At 65.6% G+C, this 18913-nt stretch carries 23 protein-coding genes; 9 read left to right on the plus strand and 14 right to left on the minus strand.

Features of this window, described 5'->3' with window-relative positions; translation table 11 throughout:
* Positions 1-4: 4 nt before the first annotated feature.
* From ACEN9K_RS15045 to sigE, 3 genes are all read right to left on the minus strand, one after another.
* Positions 5-409, minus strand: a complete 405-nt coding sequence (locus ACEN9K_RS15045) for a twin-arginine translocase TatA/TatE family subunit (protein ID WP_018768588.1) — start codon at positions 407-409, stop codon at positions 5-7.
* Positions 410-478: 69 nt separating this feature from the next.
* Positions 479-1378 carry an anti-sigma factor gene (locus tag ACEN9K_RS15050; RefSeq protein ID WP_144599988.1) on the minus strand — a complete coding sequence of 300 codons (900 nt, stop codon included), beginning with the start codon at positions 1376-1378 and terminating at the stop codon, positions 479-481.
* 7 nt (positions 1379-1385) lie between these two features.
* Positions 1386-2000 (minus strand): RNA polymerase sigma factor SigE, encoded by a 615-nt coding sequence (gene sigE, locus ACEN9K_RS15055; protein WP_026265669.1) that lies wholly within the window; start codon positions 1998-2000, stop codon positions 1386-1388.
* Positions 2001-2229: 229 nt separating this feature from the next.
* On the opposite strand from sigE, the gene ACEN9K_RS15060 reads away from it, so the two are divergent.
* Complete coding sequence (locus tag ACEN9K_RS15060; protein ID WP_018768591.1) at positions 2230-2862, plus strand: O-methyltransferase; 633 nt, start codon at positions 2230-2232, stop codon at positions 2860-2862.
* 58 nt (positions 2863-2920) lie between these two features.
* On the opposite strand, the gene ACEN9K_RS15065 is transcribed toward ACEN9K_RS15060, so the two are convergent.
* From ACEN9K_RS15065 to ACEN9K_RS15080, 4 genes are all read right to left on the minus strand, one after another.
* Positions 2921-3088: a DUF3117 domain-containing protein gene (locus tag ACEN9K_RS15065; RefSeq protein WP_009357720.1), complete on the minus strand. Its 168-nt coding sequence runs from the start codon at positions 3086-3088 to the stop codon at positions 2921-2923.
* A 233-nt stretch (positions 3089-3321) separates the two neighbouring features.
* Entirely contained in the window at positions 3322-4578 is a 1257-nt protein-coding gene (locus ACEN9K_RS15070; RefSeq protein ID WP_377204866.1) for a putative hexosyltransferase, read from the minus strand.
* On the minus strand, positions 4575-5030 hold the full coding sequence (locus tag ACEN9K_RS15075; protein ID WP_056394094.1) for a DivIVA domain-containing protein: 456 nt from the start codon (positions 5028-5030) through the stop codon (positions 4575-4577). Before ACEN9K_RS15075 ends, ACEN9K_RS15070 begins: the two co-directional genes overlap by 4 nt.
* A 43-nt stretch (positions 5031-5073) precedes the next feature.
* Positions 5074-5856: an LOG family protein gene (locus ACEN9K_RS15080; RefSeq protein ID WP_018768594.1), complete on the minus strand. Its 783-nt coding sequence runs from the start codon at positions 5854-5856 to the stop codon at positions 5074-5076.
* 104 nt (positions 5857-5960) lie between these two features.
* Here ACEN9K_RS15080 and ACEN9K_RS15085 point away from each other — a divergent pair, with 104 nt between their 5' ends.
* The 4 genes from ACEN9K_RS15085 (at position 5961) to ACEN9K_RS15100 (ending at position 9246) form a co-directional block, all read left to right on the plus strand.
* The gene (locus ACEN9K_RS15085) at positions 5961-6716 is read left to right on the plus strand and encodes an amino acid ABC transporter ATP-binding protein (protein ID WP_026265670.1); all 756 of its coding nucleotides are present in this window, start codon (positions 5961-5963) and stop codon (positions 6714-6716) included.
* A gap of 70 nt (positions 6717-6786) precedes the next feature.
* Positions 6787-7674 carry a glutamate ABC transporter substrate-binding protein gene (locus ACEN9K_RS15090; RefSeq protein ID WP_018768596.1) on the plus strand — a complete coding sequence of 296 codons (888 nt, stop codon included), beginning with the start codon at positions 6787-6789 and terminating at the stop codon, positions 7672-7674.
* Between the two features lie 85 nt (positions 7675-7759).
* Positions 7760-8410, plus strand: a complete 651-nt coding sequence (locus ACEN9K_RS15095) for an amino acid ABC transporter permease (protein WP_018768597.1) — start codon at positions 7760-7762, stop codon at positions 8408-8410.
* The gene (locus ACEN9K_RS15100; RefSeq protein ID WP_018768598.1) at positions 8407-9246 is read left to right on the plus strand and encodes an amino acid ABC transporter permease; all 840 of its coding nucleotides are present in this window, start codon (positions 8407-8409) and stop codon (positions 9244-9246) included. The genes ACEN9K_RS15095 and ACEN9K_RS15100 overlap by 4 nt, the downstream gene beginning before the upstream one ends.
* A 73-nt stretch (positions 9247-9319) precedes the next feature.
* Here ACEN9K_RS15100 and dapE read toward each other — a convergent pair whose 3' ends face one another.
* Positions 9320-10456 carry a succinyl-diaminopimelate desuccinylase gene (gene dapE / locus ACEN9K_RS15105; protein WP_056394095.1) on the minus strand — a complete coding sequence of 379 codons (1137 nt, stop codon included), beginning with the start codon at positions 10454-10456 and terminating at the stop codon, positions 9320-9322.
* A 51-nt stretch (positions 10457-10507) separates the two neighbouring features.
* On the opposite strand from dapE, the gene dapD reads away from it, so the two are divergent.
* Positions 10508-11530, plus strand: coding sequence for a 2,3,4,5-tetrahydropyridine-2,6-dicarboxylate N-succinyltransferase (dapD, locus tag ACEN9K_RS15110; RefSeq protein WP_018768600.1), 1023 nt, complete (start codon positions 10508-10510; stop codon positions 11528-11530).
* A 7-nt stretch (positions 11531-11537) separates the two neighbouring features.
* Positions 11538-12395, plus strand: coding sequence for a hypothetical protein (locus tag ACEN9K_RS15115; protein ID WP_018768601.1), 858 nt, complete (start codon positions 11538-11540; stop codon positions 12393-12395).
* A gap of 30 nt (positions 12396-12425) precedes the next feature.
* Here ACEN9K_RS15115 and ACEN9K_RS15120 read toward each other — a convergent pair whose 3' ends face one another.
* Together ACEN9K_RS15120 and ACEN9K_RS15125 are read right to left on the minus strand one after the other, a co-directional pair.
* Positions 12426-13037, minus strand: a complete 612-nt coding sequence (locus ACEN9K_RS15120; RefSeq protein WP_018768602.1) for a hypothetical protein — start codon at positions 13035-13037, stop codon at positions 12426-12428.
* A 114-nt stretch (positions 13038-13151) separates the two neighbouring features.
* The gene (locus ACEN9K_RS15125; protein ID WP_056394235.1) at positions 13152-13760 is read right to left on the minus strand and encodes a TetR/AcrR family transcriptional regulator; all 609 of its coding nucleotides are present in this window, start codon (positions 13758-13760) and stop codon (positions 13152-13154) included.
* A gap of 109 nt (positions 13761-13869) precedes the next feature.
* Between ACEN9K_RS15125 and galE the strand changes: the two genes are divergently transcribed.
* Complete coding sequence (galE, locus tag ACEN9K_RS15130) at positions 13870-14883, plus strand: UDP-glucose 4-epimerase GalE (protein WP_134163758.1); 1014 nt, start codon at positions 13870-13872, stop codon at positions 14881-14883.
* 76 nt (positions 14884-14959) lie between these two features.
* On the opposite strand, the gene ACEN9K_RS15135 is transcribed toward galE, so the two are convergent.
* The 3 genes from ACEN9K_RS15135 to fdxA all read right to left on the minus strand — a co-directional run bounded on the left by ACEN9K_RS15135 (position 14960) and on the right by fdxA (position 17976).
* Complete coding sequence (locus ACEN9K_RS15135; RefSeq protein ID WP_018768605.1) at positions 14960-16246, minus strand: citrate synthase; 1287 nt, start codon at positions 16244-16246, stop codon at positions 14960-14962.
* A 237-nt stretch (positions 16247-16483) separates the two neighbouring features.
* Positions 16484-17635, minus strand: coding sequence for a succinyldiaminopimelate transaminase (gene dapC, locus ACEN9K_RS15140; RefSeq protein ID WP_134163757.1), 1152 nt, complete (start codon positions 17633-17635; stop codon positions 16484-16486).
* Positions 17636-17649: 14 nt separating this feature from the next.
* The gene (gene fdxA / locus ACEN9K_RS15145) at positions 17650-17976 is read right to left on the minus strand and encodes a ferredoxin (RefSeq protein WP_026265673.1); all 327 of its coding nucleotides are present in this window, start codon (positions 17974-17976) and stop codon (positions 17650-17652) included.
* Positions 17977-18113: 137 nt separating this feature from the next.
* On the opposite strand from fdxA, the gene ACEN9K_RS15150 reads away from it, so the two are divergent.
* Positions 18114-18353: a putative acetyltransferase gene (locus ACEN9K_RS15150; RefSeq protein WP_043424755.1), complete on the plus strand. Its 240-nt coding sequence runs from the start codon at positions 18114-18116 to the stop codon at positions 18351-18353.
* A gap of 49 nt (positions 18354-18402) precedes the next feature.
* On the opposite strand, the gene ACEN9K_RS15155 is transcribed toward ACEN9K_RS15150, so the two are convergent.
* Entirely contained in the window at positions 18403-18891 is a 489-nt protein-coding gene (locus ACEN9K_RS15155) for a putative endonuclease domain-containing protein (RefSeq protein WP_160144470.1), read from the minus strand.
* Positions 18892-18913 lie beyond the last annotated feature (22 nt).

Raw genomic sequence — 18913 nt, forward strand, 5'->3', positions numbered from 1 at the left:
AACCCTAGGTGGCTTCGGTGTCGAAAGGGGCTGCATCGCCAGGGGCCAGCCTCTGCACGACTCTTTCAGGCCGCTGCGGGGCTGCATCCGCCACGGCCGCGGCGCCGGAAACTGCTGCCACGGCGGCCGGAGCATTTGCGCTGACGGGCTTGGTGTCGTCGTCGAGCAGTGCTTCCTTGATGATGCGGCGGGGGTCGTACTGGCGGGGGTCGTACTTCTTCCAGTCGACATCGTCAATGTCGATGCCCACTTCTTCCTTGATTTGTTCACGCGCCCCGGAAGCCATGCGGCGGAGTTCCTTGACCAGGTTTGCCAGCTTCTGGGTATATTCCGGCAGCCGCTGGGGGCCGATCACCAGCACGCCGATGATCAGCAGAAGGATGAACTCCGGGCCGTTGATTCCAAACACTTTAGGAAGATTACCCTCTCCGGGCTGCGAGTGACGATTCCCGTCCGGCGGACGGGAAAACAGTCTGCATTACTGGGTGAACAGGGCAGCTATCTTGTTGATCCCGCGCTCCAGCCGCGACTCCAGGGGCTCCGGTGCCGGCGTCACTGTGGTGTCGGGCACGGCGGCGGCAACCCCTTCCGCCGCGGTATCGGCGTACTGCTTGAGCATGGGCAGGGCATCATCTGCCTGCTCGGGGGGCAGATCGGAGCGGTAAGTGATGGTGAGGCCGGCTGCCCGGTAGGTGGCGGACCAGGGAGAGGTGCTCGAAACCTGCATTGGACCACGTTGGCCGGCGGTGCCCTCCCCCGCCGGGCCGCCCGGAGCCGGTGTGGCGTTGCCGGCCGGTTGATGATCAACCGGGTGCTGTTCCGTGACGGTGGCGTGATGGGTACCGTCGGTGAGCCGCAGCTCCACTGCAGGTTGCCCGTCAACCACCAGCGCCCTGGCCGCTTCCACATGGAATCCCATGGCCTGCAGTTCGGGGCAGGCCCACCCCTCGGAGCGCAACGTGGCCAGCTGCGCGGCGGTCAAGGTCCGGCCGTCCGCAGGGGTCTGGGACGAGACGTGCGAAAAGGCTGCTTCGGTCCCCGCCCGTTCCCCGGCCGCAGGGTCTCCCGCTGCCGTGAAGGCCCCTACGGCCAGCACTCCGGCCGCTGCCATGGTTCCGCCCGCGGTGAATGCAAGTGCCCGGGCGGCCACACGGGAGGTCCCGCCCTGATGGGCAGGGGCGGGCGGCTGGGCTGCCAATTCGTGGGTGCGGGTCAGCAGCCGCGCCGTCAGGTCCTGGCTGGCGGGCGGAATGGGAGCATCGCGCAGACGCTCAAGGTACTGCCGTTCCCGGCGCACGGCCGCAGCACACTCCTGGCAGGCCTCAAGGTGGCTGCCGCTGCGCTGATGCCTGCCGCCGAAAGGAAACTGGGACTTCATGTGCCGTTCAGAGGATGCCGGCGATGCGTGGCATCGCAAGCTTGCGGCGGGACTGCTGCGGGCGGGGGTCGCGGTGGGCCAGCTTTTCACGGAGCATGGTCCTGCCGCGGTGGATGCGTGAGCGGACGGTGCCCAGCTTCACGCCCAGGGCCTCGGCGACTTCGTCGTAGGACAGCCCCTCGAGGTCGCACAGGACCACGGCGGCACGGAAGTCCGGCGGCAGTTCCTCCAGCGCGGCCTGTACGTCCAGGTCCAGGTTGTTCAGCTCGAAGCTCTGCTCCGGCCCCGGCTCACGGCCGGGCAGCCGGGACTCGGCGTCCTCCGCGAGGGCGTCGAAACGGATGCGGGTCCTGCGCCGGGCCTGGTCAAGGAACAGGTTGGTGGTGATGCGGTGCAGCCAGCCATCGAGTGTTCCTGGCTTGAAGTTCTCCAGCGACCGGAAGACGCGGACAAACACCTCCTGGGTGAGGTCCTCGGCGTCGTACTTGTTTCCGGTCAGGCGGTACGCCAGCCGGTACACCTTTGCGGAATGGTTGGTGACCACTTCTTCCCAGGTGGGACGGACCCACTCATCATCGGGATTGTTTACTGCAGGGACAGGTGCCACAACTGAAGATGACATCGTCCACTCCCCTCGTGGAATGCTAACGCCCGGATACTGTTGACATCTCTGATTCGGCGCCGGTCACCTTTTGGATGAGCGGATATCAATCATGTCAAACTTGGCTGGGAATTTCCTGACCATTGGCAAACTTCAGCCTTCGGCGCAACGGCCGCTTTCCCGGCCGGCCGGCCCGAACACAGTAGGCTTGAGGAGACATTCCCCCCTTACGCCCAGAAAGCGATAATTCATGAGCGCCGACAAATCCAGCAGCTGGTCCTATGCAGAAGATCTGCCCGCTGAGGATGAGGTTATGCTTCGGGCCCGGGAACGTTCATTTGAATTGGGAGTAAGCGCCATCAGCCCCGGCGTGGGGGCCGTCCTGACGGTGCTGGCCGCCGCCTCCAAAGCCCAGACCGCCGTCGAGATCGGCACCGGCGCCGGCGTCTCCGGCGTCTGCCTGCTGCGGGGCCTGGGACCGCACGCAGTCCTGACCACCATCGACGTGGATGTGGAGCACCTGAGGGCCGCCCGCGAAGCGTTTGCGGAGGCCGGCAGTCCCGCCAACCGCACCCGCACCATTTCCGGCCGTGCGGGCGACGTCCTGCCACGGCTGACCGATGGCGCCTACGACCTCGTCTTCATCGACGCGGACAAGCCGGGCCTTCCGGGCTATGTGGAGCAGGCCATCCGGCTGCTGAAGCCCGCGGGGCTGCTGGTCATCAATGACGCGCTGGACAAGGACAAGGTTGCCAACCCGGCGGGCCGGGAGGCCACCACGGTGGTCCTGCGGCAGGTGGGCAGGGCAATCCGCGACGACGACAGGCTGGCGTCGGCAATGCTCCCCACCGGCGATGGCCTGCTGGTGGCAGTCAAGAAGTAAGTCTCCCAAAAAAGGACAGGGTGCGCAGCCCGCGGGCCGCGCACCCTGTCCGGTACGACTATTCGGTAACGCCTACCAGGCATTCCTTGAGGTTGGCTGCCTCGGCAGCGTTCAGTTCGACCACCAGGCGTCCGCCGCCTTCGAGCGGGACGCGCATGATCAGGCTGCGGCCCTCCTTGGTGACTTCCATTGGGCCGTCGCCGGTGCGTGGTTTCATAGCCGCCATGAGGAATTCCCCTCCATTTTGTCCCAGGACTGATCAGCCCGGGCGGGCTGTGTCCGCATGTCGATCAGGCCGCTATGGCGGGGTGGTGGTGCCACCGCCAAGGCTGCGCGTTTTCTGAATGCTTTTGTCCTTGCTTACCTATCATTATCGCGGAATTACCCGTACGTAGCTAATCGATGGACATTTTCCGGCAACTGTTATTTCCCGGCTGACCTGCGCGGAAGCCTGATTTGTCAAGGCGGATAATCCCCTCCGCCGGGAAGCTGCGCCCAGGCCCAGAGCCAGACGATCCAGACCATCTGAAGCAGCAGGAACATCACCACCACCGTGCCCCGGTAAGCCCTGGAACGGGACAGGAACGCCGCCCCCAGGGCCAGTGGAAACAGCGGCAGCAGCATCCTGAAGGTGCTGGTTTGCGGATGGAGGAACATCAGCAGGTAACCCATGTAGCAGGCGCACCAAAGCCGCAGTTCGACGCCGAGCCGCACCACCGGGGGAAGGAACAGCATGGCAATGAACAGTGCCACGAAAACCACGGGGGCCAGAAGGCCCAGCACGGGGCCGAAGAGTTCGACGCCGGTGTCGAACCACGGCTGGAACGGGACCAGGTCCTGGCCCCGCCACACCGTCTCGGTTTTCGTATAGGCCTGCGGGTCGCCCGTCGCTGCCCAGGCGGCGGCGGGCCAGGCCAGCGCGGAAACGCCTGCGACGGCGGTGAGCCCCGTCAGTGCCGCCAGGTCCCGGAGGGAATGGGCTGCTTCATCCGCGCCGCGCTGCCGCCCCTTCCGGACGTGCGCGGCGGCGCGGAAGACCAGCAGCAGCCCCGCCATGGCGGCGAAGGGGACGCCCACCGGCCGGGACAGGCACAGCAGGAACACCACGGGGATGGCCCAGAGGTACTGCCGGCGTACTACCAACAGCAGGGCCGCGGCCAGCAGCAGGAGTGACAGCGGCTCGGCATACGGGACCTGCAGCACGGCGGAGACGGGAAAAGTCGAAAAGAACGCTACCCCCCACATGGCCGGCACGTGTGCGGCCTTCTGCCGGAAGAGCGTGTAGACCACCAGGGCGGCCGCCCAGCCGGCCAGCATGGCGATGAGGGTCAGCGAGGCGGCAGGGTTCAAGCCGGTGAGGCGGCTAAGTCCACCGGCCAGTGCAGGATAGAGCGGGTAGAAAGCCCACGTATTTTCCTGCACATTGCCGGCGGCATCCGTGGGAAGGATTGACGGGTAGCCGTTGGCGATGACCTGGGCGTACCAGCGGGCGTCCCAGATGTTGATGAAGTTCCAGTAATCCGGCTTGGGCGGGAACCAGGGGTTGACGCCCTGGTGGAGCGCCGCGGCCATGAAGATGCAGGCCGAAACGAGGCGTGCGGCGGCATACAGGCCGGTGACCTGGAGCCACCACGGCCAGTTGCGGACGGCTGAGGCCAGGCGCCGGGCCAGGGTGCCGGCAGAGGGCGGAGCGTTGCGGGGGGCCACCGTGCTCACAGGCCGCCCTGTCCTGGCACGGCAACCTCGTCGGCCTCCCCACTCCCGGCGTTCCCGCTGCCTGGCACTTCAGGTGCCCTCCCGCCGGGTGCCGCGGGTCCGCCGTCGGAAGCCTGCTCCCCCGCCTGCTCCATGGCAGCCAGCCGGATACGCAGCTCCGCCAGCTCGGTGTCCCTTGCGGTCAACTGGTCCCGCAGCTCGTCCAGGACCTGGTCCACCTGGTCCATCCGGTAGCCGCGCAGGCCAAGCGAAAAGCGGATCTGCTCAACGTCTTCCGGAGCGGCACGCTCCGGAAGCAGCACGGGCGGCAGGTTGGCGGGCGGCTCGTCGAATCCCCCGTCCAAAAGGGCGGGCAGCGCAGCCCCACCGGTCTTGCGGGCGCGCCGGCCCAGGCCGGCCCAAAGGACGGCCGCCACCAGCACGACGGCCAGGAAAACGAGGAAGAAGCTCACGGTTCCATCGTGCCAGACCGGCGGCCCGGACTTTGGCCTGCAGCTACTCCGGCCGCTGTTCCCCATTCAGGGACGGTGTCACGCCTGCATGCAGGACCCGGTCCACTGCCTCCGCGGGATCGTCCACGAGCTGGATCAGGTCCAGGTCCTTTTCCGAGACCATGCCTTCGGCCACCAGGGTGCCCCTGATCCAGTCGATCATCGGTCCCCAGAATTCGACGCCGAGGAGCACGATGGGAAACGAGGTCACCTTGCGCGTCTGGACCAGGACCATGGCCTCGAACAGCTCATCCAGGGTGCCCAGCCCGCCGGGGAGCACAATGAAGCCCTGCGCGTATTTGACGAACATCGTCTTGCGGGCAAAGAAGTACCGGAAGTTGATGCCCAGGTCCACCCACTGGTTCAGGCCCTGCTCGAACGGCAACTCGATGCCAAGGCCAACCGATACGCCGTTGCCCTCCACCGTCCCCCGGTTGGCCGCCTCCATGGAGCCCGGCCCGCCACCGGTAATTACCGCGACTCCGGCTTCGGCGAGCTTGCGGCCCACCTCCACACCCATCTCGTAGTACTGGCTGCCCGGTTTGGTCCGCGCCGAGCCGAAAACGCTGACCGCTTTTCCAATGTCCGCCAGGGCACCGAAACCTTCGACGAATTCACTCTGGATCCGCAGGACCCGCCACGGATCGGTGTGGACAAACTGGCCCGGACCCTTGGTATCAAGCAGGTGCTGGTCCGACATCTCCACGGCCGCCTGCTTGCGCCGCAGCTCAAGGGGCCCCTTACGGCGGGGCTGGGAATTCTTGGCCGGATCTGCGTTGATACTCATTCCCCTAGGCTAACCTCCCACTCCAGGTATCTCTTGAATCACGATCAGCAGGAACTTGGGGTGATTGGCGTCATAACGCACGGTTCTTCGCTAGATTCGTTCCTATGACTACTCATGTGCCCGGCGATGCCCTCGTCTCCCTGAACGCCGTAAACAAGCATTACGGCCAGCTGCACGTTTTGAAGGACATCAACCTGCAGGTCCGCAAGGGCGAGGTTGTTGTGGTCATCGGACCCTCGGGATCCGGTAAGTCCACCCTCTGCCGGGCCATCAACCGCCTGGAAACCATTGAGGGCGGAACCATCAGCATCGACGGGAAAGTCCTCCCCGAGGAAGGCAAGGAGCTCGCGCAGCTCCGTGCCGACGTCGGAATGGTTTTCCAGTCCTTCAACCTCTTCGCCCACAAGACGATCCTCGAGAACGTGACCCTGGGGCCCATCAAGGTCAAGGGCGTGTCCAAGGCGGCCGCGGAAAAGGACGCCATGGCCCTGCTCGAACGGGTGGGCGTGGGCCACCAGGCGCCCAAGCTGCCGGCCCAGCTCTCCGGCGGCCAGCAGCAGCGTGTGGCGATTGCCCGCGCCCTGGCAATGAAGCCGAAGGTCATGCTGTTCGATGAGCCCACATCCGCACTGGACCCCGAAATGATCAACGAGGTCCTGGACGTCATGGTCCAGTTGGCCAAGGAAGGCATGACCATGATTGTGGTCACGCACGAGATGGGCTTCGCCCGCAAGGCCGCCGACCGCGTGGTGTTCATGGCGGACGGCCAGATCGTCGAGGACGCCACCCCGGAGGAATTCTTCACCAACCCGAAGAGCGACCGCGCCAAGGACTTCCTGTCCAAGCTCCTCACCCACTGAGTTATTCGAACCATCACACGTCAGTTCGCATCCAGGCCGGAAACCCACGGCCACCAATGAAAGGAATGTCATGAAGGCATTTATGTCCAGGCGGAAATCCTTCGTCGTGGCGGCCACCGCTGCCCTCGCCCTGTCCCTCAGCGCCTGTGGCGGCGGAGACTCGGGTGGCTCCAGCAACCCCAGCCCCGTTGAGAAGCCGTCGTTCGCTGCCGGAACCACCATGGCAAAGCTGTCCTCCGCCGGCACCATCAAGATCGGCACCAAGTTCGACCAGCCACTGTTCGGCCAGGTTGGCCTGGACGGCAAGCCCGTCGGTTTCGACGTTGAAATCGGCAAGCTGATCGCCGCCAAGCTGGGCATCGCCGCGGACAAGATCGAATGGTCCGAGACCGTTTCGGCCAACCGCGAGCCCTTCATTGAGCAGGGCAAGGTGGATCTGGTCATTGCCACCTACACCATCAGCGACAAGCGCAAGCAGGTTGTCGACTTCGCCGGCCCGTACTACGAAGCCGGCCAGGCCCTCATGGTGAACAAGGACAACGACTCCATCAAGAAGCCCGAGGACGTCAAGGGCAAGAAGGTCTGCTCCGTGACGGGCTCCACCCCGGCCGCCACCATCGTGGACAAGTACGGCGCGGAACTGGTTCCGGCCGCCACCTACTCCGCCTGCCTGGAGCCGCTTCGCAACAAGCAGGTTGAAGCCGTCACCACGGACAACGTGATCCTCGCCGGTTTCGTTGACAAGGAGCCGGATGCCTTCAAGCTCGCCTCAGAGGAAACCTTCACCAAGGAGCCTTACGGCATCGGCCTGAAGAAGGGTGATACCGAGTTCCGCAACTGGATCAACGACCAGCTGGAATCCTTCGGGAAGGACGGCTCGTACAAGAAGGCGTGGGAAGCCACCGCAGGTTCGGTTATCAAGACCGCGCCCAGCCTCCCGGCCATCAACCGTTACTAAGTAGCGTCCGCCATGCTGCCGGGGCCCCTCAACGGCCCCGGCAGCACAGCCTTCAATCCGTCCACGCTTACAGCCGAAGGATCTTATGGACGTCATCTTTGAAAACCTGCCCCTGTACTGGGAGGGTTTTCTCCGCACTCTTTTCCTTTCCGTCGTCTCCGGTATCTTCGCGTTGATCCTTGGCACTTTGCTGGCCGCGGCACGCGTCTCCCCGGTTGCGGCACTCCGCGGTTTCAGCACCGTCTACGTGGAAGTCCTCCGCAACACCCCGCTGACCATCGCGTTCTTCTTTGCAGCAGTCGTGCTCCCCCGTATCGGAGTCAAGTTCGAACAGTTCGAGATCGCCGCGATCATCGCCCTCAGCACCTACACCGCCGCGTTCATCGCCGAAGCTGTCCGCTCAGGTGTCAACAGCGTGCCTGTCGGCCAGGCCGAGGCAGCGCGCAGCATCGGCATGAAGTTCGGCCAGGTGCTCTCGCTCATCATCCTCCCCCAGGCCCTGCGGACGGTGATCCCGCCGCTGATCAACATCCTGATCGCGCTCGTCAAGAACTCTTCGGTGGCCGGCGCCTTCTTCGTCCTGGAGCTGTTCGGCTACGGCCGCCAGCTGGCCAACGCCAACGGCGACGCCGTCATCACCGTCCTGCTGGGCACTGCGTTCTTCTATCTGCTCCTCACCGTTCCGCTGGGAATCCTCGCCAACACGGTGGAACGAAAGGTGGCGATTGCCCGATGAGCTCGGTTCTCTACGACGTCCCCGGCCCCAAAGCGCGCCGGGTCTCCCTCATTGCCTCCATCATCGGCGGCCTGCTGATTCTCGGCCTGCTGGCCTGGGTGGTCACGATCCTCGCCCAGCAGGGCATCTTCGAGGCGCGCCGCTGGCAAATCTTCACCCGCGGCGACGTGTGGCAGCTGCTCGGTAAAGGGCTGGGGTCCACGCTTTCCGCAGCCGCACTGGCGGCAGTCATCGCGTTCCCGCTGGGCCTGCTGCTGTGCCTGCTCCGCATTTCGGATGCCGCATTCATCCGGATTCCCATGAGGATCATCCTGGAATTCCTCCGCGGCATGCCCGTGGTCCTCATGATGCTCTTCATCCTGCTCGGGTTCGGCACCTCGGCGTTCATCGCCGTCGTGGCCGGCCTGGTGCTGTACAACGCTGCGGTCTTTGCCGAGATCATCCGCGCCGGCATCCAGTCCCTGCCCAAGGGACAACGGGAAGCCGGCCTGGCCATCGGCCTCACCAGCTACAAGTCCCGCATGCTGATCGAGCTGCCGCAGGCGATCCGCCGCATGATGCCGTCCCTCGTGGCGCAGATGGTGGTGCTGCTGAAGGACACCTCGCTGGGCTACATTGTGGCGTACGGCGAGCTGCTGCGCGCGGTGCAGGTCATGGCGGACTTCCTTGGCACGCAGTACCTGTTCCCCATCTTCTTCGTGGCGGCGGCCATTTACATCGCCATCAACATCTCGGTCTCGCGGCTTGCCGTGTGGATCGAGCGCCGCGGCTCCAAGAAGGCAGCCGGGGGCATGGCGAAGGCCGAACCCGATGTTTTGGAAGCTGCGGCTCCGTAGCTTCCAAGAGCCCACAACAGGAAAGGTCCGGAGCTCCCGTGGGGAGTTCCGGACCTTTCCTGTTCGTGGACCGTCAGGCAGCGAGCCAGCTCTCCAGGGCGGCCAGGCACTTGCGGATGGCGTCGGCGTGGACGTGCTCATCGTCCTTGTGCGCCAGCAGCGCGTCCCCCGGGCCGAAGTTCACCGCCGGGATGCCCAGCTCACTGAAGCGGGCGACGTCGGTCCAGCCGTATTTGGGCTTGGGTTCGGCTCCCACGGCGGCCACGAACGAGGCGGCAGCCGGGTGCTGCAGTCCGGGCCGCGCGCCGGCGGCGGCATCGGTGCGGACCACGTCGAAGCCCGCCAGCAGCTCCCGGACGTGGGCTTCGGCCTGGTCCGGCGTCTTGTCCGGGGCGAACCGGTAATTGATCTCGACGACGCAGCGGTCCGGGATGACGTTCCCGGCCGTGCCGCCGTTGATCTTCACCGCGTTGAGGCTTTCCCGGTAATCGAGCCCGTCGACATTGATGGTCCGGGGTTCGTAGGCCGCCAGGCGGGCAAGGATCGGTGCCGCCGCGTGGATGGCGTTGCTGCCCATCCAGGCGCGGGCCGAGTGGGCGGCCTCCCCCACCGTGCTTGCCTCGAACCGGCTGGTGCCGTTGCAGCCGCCCTCCACCGTGCCGTCCGTCGGTTCCAGCAGGATGGCGAAGTCCCCCTTCAGCAGGTCGCCGTGGTTGCGGACCAGGCGTCCCAGTCCGCTCTTCACGGCCTCCACTTCCTCGTGGTCATAGAAGACGAAGGTGACGTCCCGCTTGGGCTGCGCGCCGCCGTCGAACAATCCTGCCGCCAGTGCGAGCTGGACCGCCACCCCGCCCTTCATGTCCGTGGCCCCGCGGCCATACAGGACGCCCTCGCCCGGAACACCCGATTCCCAGCTGGAGGGAACGGTGCCCCGGGATCCTTCGGTGAGCGGAAGCGGCACTGTGTCCAGGTGGCCGGCAAGGATCACACGCTCAGCGAGTCCAAGTTCGGTCCGGGCGATGATGGCGTCGCCGTCGCGCACCACGGCCAGCTGGGGAATCCCGAGCAAGGCGGACTCGACGGCGTCCGCGAGCTGCTTTTCATTGCCGGACACGCTGTTGATGTCCATGAGCGCTGCGGTCAGCAGCGCCACGTCCTGGCGGAGGTCAAGGGTGGACACGGAAGAGTCTGGGGCGGTTTCAGCAGTCACGAAGCCAGTCTAGTTCGAACCCCATGCCCCGCCCTCGATAGACTGGAGCACATGACTGAGACCGCTTCCTCTGCCGTGCCCGAAACCCTGACCTCCAACGCTGATGACCGTTCCGCCTACGGTTTTGGCGTAGCCACCATTGCCACCGGCGACGCCACCGTCCTGGACGTCTGGTTCCCCGCGCCGGCACTGGGAGTTGCGGCGGAGAACCTCCGCACGGTGGACAACGCGGATGAAACCCTGGTGCAGATCGCCGAGAACGGCACTGACGAGGACCGCGGCACCGAGCAGAAGGTGGTCTTTGTCCAGATCAACCTCGATGAAGCCCCGGCGGACACCGCGGACGCCTACCTCCGCCTCCACCTCCTCTCGCACCGCCTGGTCCAGCCCAACACCATCAACCTGGACGGCATCTTCGGCAAGCTTCCCAACGTGGTGTGGACCAACTTCGGCCCGGCCGCCGTCGAGGGCTTCGAACTGACACGCGCAAGGCTTCGCCGCCGGGGCGCCGTCACCGTCTACGGCGTGGACAAGTTCCCGCGCATGGTGGACTACGTGGTCCCCTCCGGCGTCAGGATTGCCGACGCCGACCGGGTCCGCCTGGGCGCGCACCTCGCCGCCGGCACCACAGTCATGCACGAGGGCTTCGTCAACTTCAACGCCGGCACCCTGGGCACCTCCATGGTGGAAGGCCGTATCTCCGCAGGTGTCGTGGCCGGCGACGGCAGCGATGTTGGCGGCGGCGCCTCCATCATGGGCACCCTGTCCGGCGGCGGCAAGGAAAAGATCACCATCGGTGAGCGCGTCCTGCTCGGTGCGAACTCCGGCGTGGGCATCAGCATCGGGGATGATTCCGTGGTGGAAGCCGGGCTTTACGTCACGGCAGGCACCCGGGTCCGCGTTCCGGGCCCCAAGGACGAGGTGGGCGATGACACCACCAAGATCGTCAAGGCCGCCGAACTCTCCGGCGTGCCCAACCTGCTGTTCCGCCGCAACTCCACCACGGGGGCGGTGGAGGCCCTGCCCCGCAAGGGCCAGACCGTTGAACTGAACGACGCCCTGCACGCCAACTGATCCCTTCGTGGCACGCAGACGCGGCCTGCGCCGCCTGGCGGTGCTGCTGCTCACCCTCGCACTGGCAGCGGGCGGAATTTACACAGCAGTGTTCTTCGTGCAGCGTTCCGAAACCCTCGTTTCGGAGCGCTGCACCGCTGCGGCCGGCAACCGGACCGGTGAACTTGCGCCGGACCAGGCGGCCAACGCCGCGCTGATTACGGCGGCGGCCGTCAGGCGGGGACTGCCGGCGCGCGCCGCCACCATTGCCATCGCCACTGCCATGCAGGAGTCGAAGCTGCGCAACATCGGGCACGGCGACCAGGCCGGTCCGGACTCGCGGGGGCTTTTCCAGCAGCGTCCGTCCCAGGGTTGGGGCACGGAGGCCGAGATCATGGACCCCTACTATGCCGTTAATGCCTTCTATGACGCGCTGGTGAAAATTCCGGGCTACGAGGCGCTCGACATCACCGATGCAGCTCAGCGGGTCCAGAAGTCGGCCTACCCCAAGGCATATGCCCAGCACGAGGACATGGGCCGGGCCTTTGCCTCCGGACTCACCGGACAGACGCCGGCCGGAGTGCAGTGCACGCTCCGCTCCCCGGCGGCCGGCGGGACAACAGCATCGGTGGCCACCGACCTGGACCAGGCCTACGGCGGCGTGGACTCACAGGTTGACGGCGCCACCCTGGTGGTGGACGCCGACGGCGCGCTGGCTTGGTCGGTTGCCCAGTGGGCGGTTGCCAACGCCAAGGACCTGGCCGTCACCCAGGTGGAGGTGGCAGGCCGGACCTGGCACCGTCCCGATGGGGACGGATGGCAGGCTTCAGGGGCCCCGGAGGGACAGGTGCGCATCACCGTACGGCAGGACGACGGCGGCAGCTGAAGGGCCGCCGTCGTCCTGCCTTAAGGGCGGCTAGACCAGGATTTCCAGCACCGGCTGGACGTAGCTGCGGAGGAGGTCCGGCTGCCCCATCAAATCCTGGCTCATGATGATCTTGTCGGGCTCCAGGTACCAAGCCCGCTGCTCGTCCAGCGGCAGCTCGATGATGGTCAGCTTGAAGTCCCGCGAGTCCCGCCCCACTTCCATCAGCCTGTCGTCCACCATGTCCTCAAGCAGCTGGTCCGTTCCGGAGGCCACCCGTTCGGCCTCGAGCTCGGCGTATTCGCTCCTGCGCTCCCTGGCCCAAGTGAGGGCGGAGCCGAAATGGGCCTGCAGGACCCGCTGCAGGGCCGGAGAGTTGCCGAACGCGTCAAAACTGGGCGGGGAGAGTTCCGGCGATGTGTGCGGATGGGCCTTCAGCAGCTGCTCCCACCAGGCCTCCCACTCGGTCTTCAGCGCGCTGATGCCACCAACGTCGGCCGTCAGGTGGGAGTGGTCAGCCGAACGGACCTTCGGCGACGCATGGGACAGCATCGGTTGTCCCACTCCGTTCAAGCCGGCCGCATCCCGGACGTACAGTGCGATCATCATTGGCCCGGACGTGTCGGTGGTGATCTGCCACCCTGAACCGCTTGCGTGATGCATCCAAAGTCCTTCCCTGGCCTTCCCATGCCGGGCGGCATGACCCGCTCTGCAGTACCCGGCTATCAGTCTATTCCCGCAGCCAGTTCCCGGTAGTGCAGGATTGGACCCGGGCGCCTACCGTGCCAGTCCATCCAGGTGCCGCTCAAGCACGTCGCGGCACATCTGCGCTGTCATCCAGCCCGGTTGCAGCAGGGCATGCATGCACAGGCCGTCCAGGGTGGCCAGAAGGCGTTCCGCCTCCACCACCAGGTTCTCCTGCGGTTCATCATCGGGGAGCAGGGAGGCAACCACTCCGCCCACGATGGCGGCCACCTCGCGGTGGCTGCGGTCGGCCTCGGCGGCAAGGAACGGCCTGATCCGCGCCGCGTTCTTGAAGGCAAGCCAGGCGCAGGCCTCCACAGCTGATTCCTCATCCAGCGGAAGCATGCCGCCCAGGAGGGTCAGAACCGCCTGCCGCTGTTCAGGGCTGGCCTGGGCAGCCTCCTGCACGCCCGGCAGCAGTGCCCCCAGCCTGCCGACCACCCGGTCCACCACGGTGCCGAACGAGAAGGCCAGCAGTTCATCGCTGCCAGCGAAGTAGTGCCGGACGGAACCGACTGCCAGGCCGGCCTCGTCCGCCACTTCGCGCAGCGAGGCACGTTCCAGCCCATCGACGGCGATGATGCGCAGAACCGCTTGGACAACATCCTGACGCCGGGCATCCGCGTCTACTATTTTGGGCACCATTCTTATTAGCACACTTGTGCTTCCACTGCCGCCTCCACCGTCCGGTCGACGCCCGCCATCCGGGACGCAGGGGCGGGGACCGCTTCCCGTGGGATAGCGTTGAGGCATGAAAATCTTGGTCACAGGGGGTACCGGCTACATCGGTTCCCACACTGTTCTTTCCCTGCAGGAAGCCGGCCACGACGTGGCCGTCATCGACAACCTGGTCAACTCCAGCGAGGAGTCACTGCGCCGCGTGGCTGAGCTCAGCGGCAAGACCGCGGAGTTCCACAACGTCGACCTGGTGGACGAGGCCGCCGTCGACAAGGTCTTCGCCGGCGCCGGCATTGACGCCGTCATCCACTTCGCCGGGCTCAAGGCCGTGGGCGAATCAGTGCAGCAGCCGCTCAAGTACTACTACAACAACCTGGTGGGCACGCTCAACCTCATCCGCGTCATGGACCGGCACGACGTCCGCTCCATTGTCTTCAGCTCGTCCGCCACCGTCTACGGCGAACACAACCCCATCCCCTATGTGGAAAAGATGGAAATCGGCGCCAACAACCCCTACGGGCGCACCAAGGAACAGATCGAGGACATCCTCTCCGATCTTGGCGCAGCCGACTCCCGCTGGCACATAGCACTGCTGCGCTACTTCAACCCGGTGGGCGCGCACCCCTCAGGACGCATCGGCGAAGATCCCCAGGGCATCCCCAACAACCTGGTTCCCTTCATCGCCCAGGTGGCGGTGGGCCGCCGCGAGAAGCTCATGGTCTTCGGCGGCGACTACGACACCCCGGACGGCACCTGCCTGCGCGACTACATCCACGTGGTGGACCTGGCGGAAGGGCACGTCGCGGCACTGGACCACATTGCCGGCCGGACGGGCGTCTTCCGCTGGAACCTCGGCTCCGGCAAGGGCTCCTCCGTTCTGGAGGTCCTGCGCTCCTTCGAGAAGGCTGTGGGCAAGCCCATCCCCTACGAAATCACCAGCCGCCGGGCAGGGGACCTGCCCGCCTTCTGGGCCGACGCCACGTCCGCCCTGGCGGACCTGAGCTGGTCCACCACCAAGACGGTGGACCAGATGTGCGAGGACCACTGGCGCTGGCAGAAAAACAACCCCCAGGGCTACGCCTCGTAGTCCCCTTGAATGTGGCACAACGCGAAGCGGCCGCCCACCTTGGAAAGGTGGGCGGCCGCCGTCGTTATGGCCGGTTTCAGCGGACCGGGTAGTCCCGCTCCGGCTCGCCGATGTACAGCTGGCGCGGACGGCCGATCTTGGTGTTGGGATCGCTGATCATTTCACGCCACTGGGCAATCCAGCCGGGCAGGCGGCCGATGGCGAACAGGACGGTGAACATCTTCTCGGGGAAGCCCATGGCCTTGTAGATCAGGCCGGTGTAGAAGTCCACGTTCGGGTAGAGCTTGCGCTGGATGAAGTAGTCGTCGCTAAGCGCTTTCTCTTCCAGCCGCATGGCGATGTCCAGCAGTTCGTCGTTGCCGCCGAGCTTGCTGAGGATCTCGTGCGCCGTGGCCTTGACGATCTTGGCGCGCGGATCGTAGTTCTTGTACACGCGGTGCCCGAAGCCCATGAGGCGGACGCCGTCTTCCTTGTTCTTGACCTTCTCCATGTAGTCCTCGGGCTTGAGGCCCTCGGCCTGGATCTGGCGGAGCATCTTGAGCACGGCCTCGTTGGCACCGCCGTGGGCCGGGCCGAAGAGGGCGTTGATACCCGCCGAAACGGACGCGAAGAGGTTGGCGTTGGAGGAGCCCACCAGGCGCACGGTGGAAGTGGAACAGTTCTGCTCGTGGTCAGCGTGGAGGATGAGGAGCAGGTCCAGGGCCTTGACGATGACCGGGTCCAGCTCATACTGCTCGGCGGGCAGGCCGAAGCTGAGGCGCAGGAAGTTCTCCACCAGGTTCATCGAGTTGTCCGGGTACAGCATGGGCTGGCCGATGGACTTCTTGTGGGCATAGGCGGCGATGACCGGCAGCTTGGCCATGAGCCGGATGGTGGAGACCTCCACCTGTTCGGCGTTGAACGGGTCCAGCGAGTCCTGGTAGAACGTGGACAGCGCGGACACCGCCGAGGACAGCACCGGCATGGGGTGCGCGTCGCGGGGGAAGCCGCCAAAGAAGCCCTTGAGCTCCTCGTGCAGCAGGGTGTGGCGGCGGATCTTCTGGTCGAACTCGTCCAGCTCGGTGGGCGTGGGCAGGTTGCCGTAGATCAGCAGGTAGGACACCTCAAGGAAGCTGGAGTGCTGCGCCAGCTGCTCGATGGGGTATCCGCGGTAGCGCAGGATGCCCGCATCGCCATCGATGTAGGTGATTGCCGAGGTGGTTGCTGCGGTGTTCATGAAGCCGGGGTCGAAGGTCACGGCACCGGTCTGCTTCAGCAGCTTGGAGACGTCGTAACCCTCGTTCCCTTCAACAACCTGGATGCGCGGGAGCTTCAGCTCGCCACCTGCGTGGAGCAGGGTCGCAGCATTGTTGGTCTCAGTCATGGAGTCCCCTTCATGAGGCTTCTGGGCCTCTGTCGAAAGCTTGATCCAACATCAGGTGAGCCGCGCACGAAGCCTGAGGAGACAGGTTCCAACACCCGGGCTGCCTTCTTGTAGAAAGCCACCATTGATAGTCACTTAAAAAGTACCGCCCCTTGGCGGGTGTCACTAATCCGCAGCCGTCAAATGCACCCTAAAACGCGCCGGATGTGGGGCGAGTCACACGATTATTACGTACCCTTAGGAGCCTGATCCGGCCAGGCGTGCCACGGCCGCATCGATCCGCTCGTCGGATCCGGTGAGGGCAACGCGGACATAGCCGTTGCCGGCGTCCCCGTAGAAGACGCCGGGTCCCACCACAATGCCGCGGTCAGCCAGGCGGGCCACCGTGTCCCACGTGTCCTCCCCCGCCGTCGACCAAAGGTACAGGCCGGCGTCGGAATCCTTGATCTCCAGGCCGAAGTCCAGCAGGGCGGGCACCAGCCGCTCCCGCCGGCCCCTGTACAGGTCCTTTTGGGCCTCGACGTGGGAGTCGTCCCCCAGGGCCACGCGCATGGCCTCCTGGACCGGGTAAGGGACAATCATGCCCGCGTGCTTGCGGCTGTTGACCAGGTTGGGCATCAGGTCCGGATCACCGGCCACGAATGCCGCGCGGTAGCCGGCGAGGTTGGACTGCTTGCTCAGCGAGTACACGGCAAGCAGGCCCTGGTGGGAGCCGCCCGCCACCTGCGGGTCCAGGATGCTGGGAACGCGCCGGCCGCCGCGCTGGACGTCCCAGTCCCCCCATCCGAGTTCGGCATAGCATTCGTCCGAGGCCACCACGGCACCCAGCTCACGCGCCTGTTCCACAAGCGCCTTAAGGGATTCGATGCCCCGGACGCTTCCCGTGGGGTTCCCGGGGGAATTGACCCAGATGAGGCGGACGCGCGAGCGGGTGGCGTCATCGAGTTCGTCCAGGTTGTCCGTTGCCACGGAGGTGACGCCTGCGAGGGTGGCGCCGATATCGTACGTCGGGTAGGCCACCTTGGGGCGTACGACGACGTCCCCCGGCTTGAGGCCCAGCAGCAGCGGAAGCCACGCAACGAGTTCCTTGGACCCCACCGTGGGCATGATGTTCCGGGGATCAAGGCCGGACACGCCGCGCCGGCGCTCGAACCAGCCCGCAATGGCTTCCCGGAGCGCCGGGGTGCCGTGCACCGTGGGATATCCCGGAGCATTCGCGGCCGCCTTCAGTGCATCCTGTATCAGCTGCGGCGTGGGATCGACAGGTGTCCCGATCGACAGGTTCACGGCTCCGCCGGGATGCTCCGAAGCCTTCGCCAGGTACGGCGCCATGGCCTCCCACGGGTAGTCGGGCAGATCCAGGCCAAACGAATTCGTTGCTGCGGTCACGGCTTGCGTCCGCGTCAGTGGTCTTGGTTCTGCGGCGGCAGGGCGGCGATCATGGGGTGGTCCTTGCCCGTGTTGCCGACCTTGGCCGCGCCACCCGGGGACCCGAGGTCATCGAAGAACTCAACATTGGCCTTGTAGTAGTCGGCCCATTCCTCGGGGGTGTCATCCTCGTAGTAGATGGCCTCCACCGGGCACACCGGTTCACAGGCGCCGCAGTCAACGCATTCGTCCGGATGGATGTACAGCGAACGCTCGCCCTCATAGATGCAGTCGACCGGGCATTCCTCAATACATGCCTTGTCCTTAACATCCACACACGGCTGCGCGATTACGTACGTCACGTCCCTGGCCTCTCCACGTTGGGTTCCGGCTTCCCGCCGGCTCTTGCATCCGGCAGCACGGCCGGACTGTTGACATCTGAGCCTATTATCCCCCAGCCCGTTCCCGCGAACCTAGCCGGCGCACCTAGTATGAACTGGTGAGTCAGCCACTACCCGCACCCGCCCGCTTCCTTGCCTCGGCTGCGCCCGGCATCCGCGTGGTGGTGCGTTACCGGATCGAAGGAGGCCTCACGGACGCCCTGGGTCACCTGCTGGCGTGCGACGCCGGTTCCTGTACCGTCCGCACCCGGCAGGCCGACGTCGTTATTCCCCTTGGGCAGGTGGTGGCCGCCAAGGAGGTCCCGCCTGCTCCCCCGCGCCGCCCGGCCGTGCGCTGACTGCCGCTCCCGGTGCGCCCGGACTGCTCCTGCGCGCTGATCCCGGGCTTCATCGCGCCGTCCCGTACATGGCAAGTGCCTTACGGACGATTCCAACGAACTCCGCGGGGTCGCGGACCAGCATCTCGAACGTCACCCGGAGAGTTGGGACACCCCTGATGACGGTGACATTCCAACGCCGCCTGTCTTCCCGATAGGCCTCCCGGCTGCTGTGATGGGCATAGCCGTCCGCCTCAATGCCCAGCAGCCCATCAACAAGGAGATCCAGGTGGCCCATGCCAGGAATGTGCACCTGCAACTCGACTGTAAGCCCCGCTTCTTCAAGCAGATACCGGGCGATGGTTTCGATGATGGAGCCGGACTGGGGTCGGATTCTGCCAACCAGGTTCAGCAGGGCCTTTTCACGGGCGGCCGGAAACCGCGCCCGCAGCTCCGCGAGTTGGATTTGGCCTTTCTTGACGGCGGACTCCGCGATAGTCAGTCCCTCAAGAGGGGGCAGACAGCGGAGAGACTGGCAGACGACGTCCAGAGGAGTCAACGGAAGGTCGCTGCGGTGCACC

The sequence above is a fragment of the Pseudarthrobacter sp. Pseusp20 genome, from assembly GCF_059492155.1.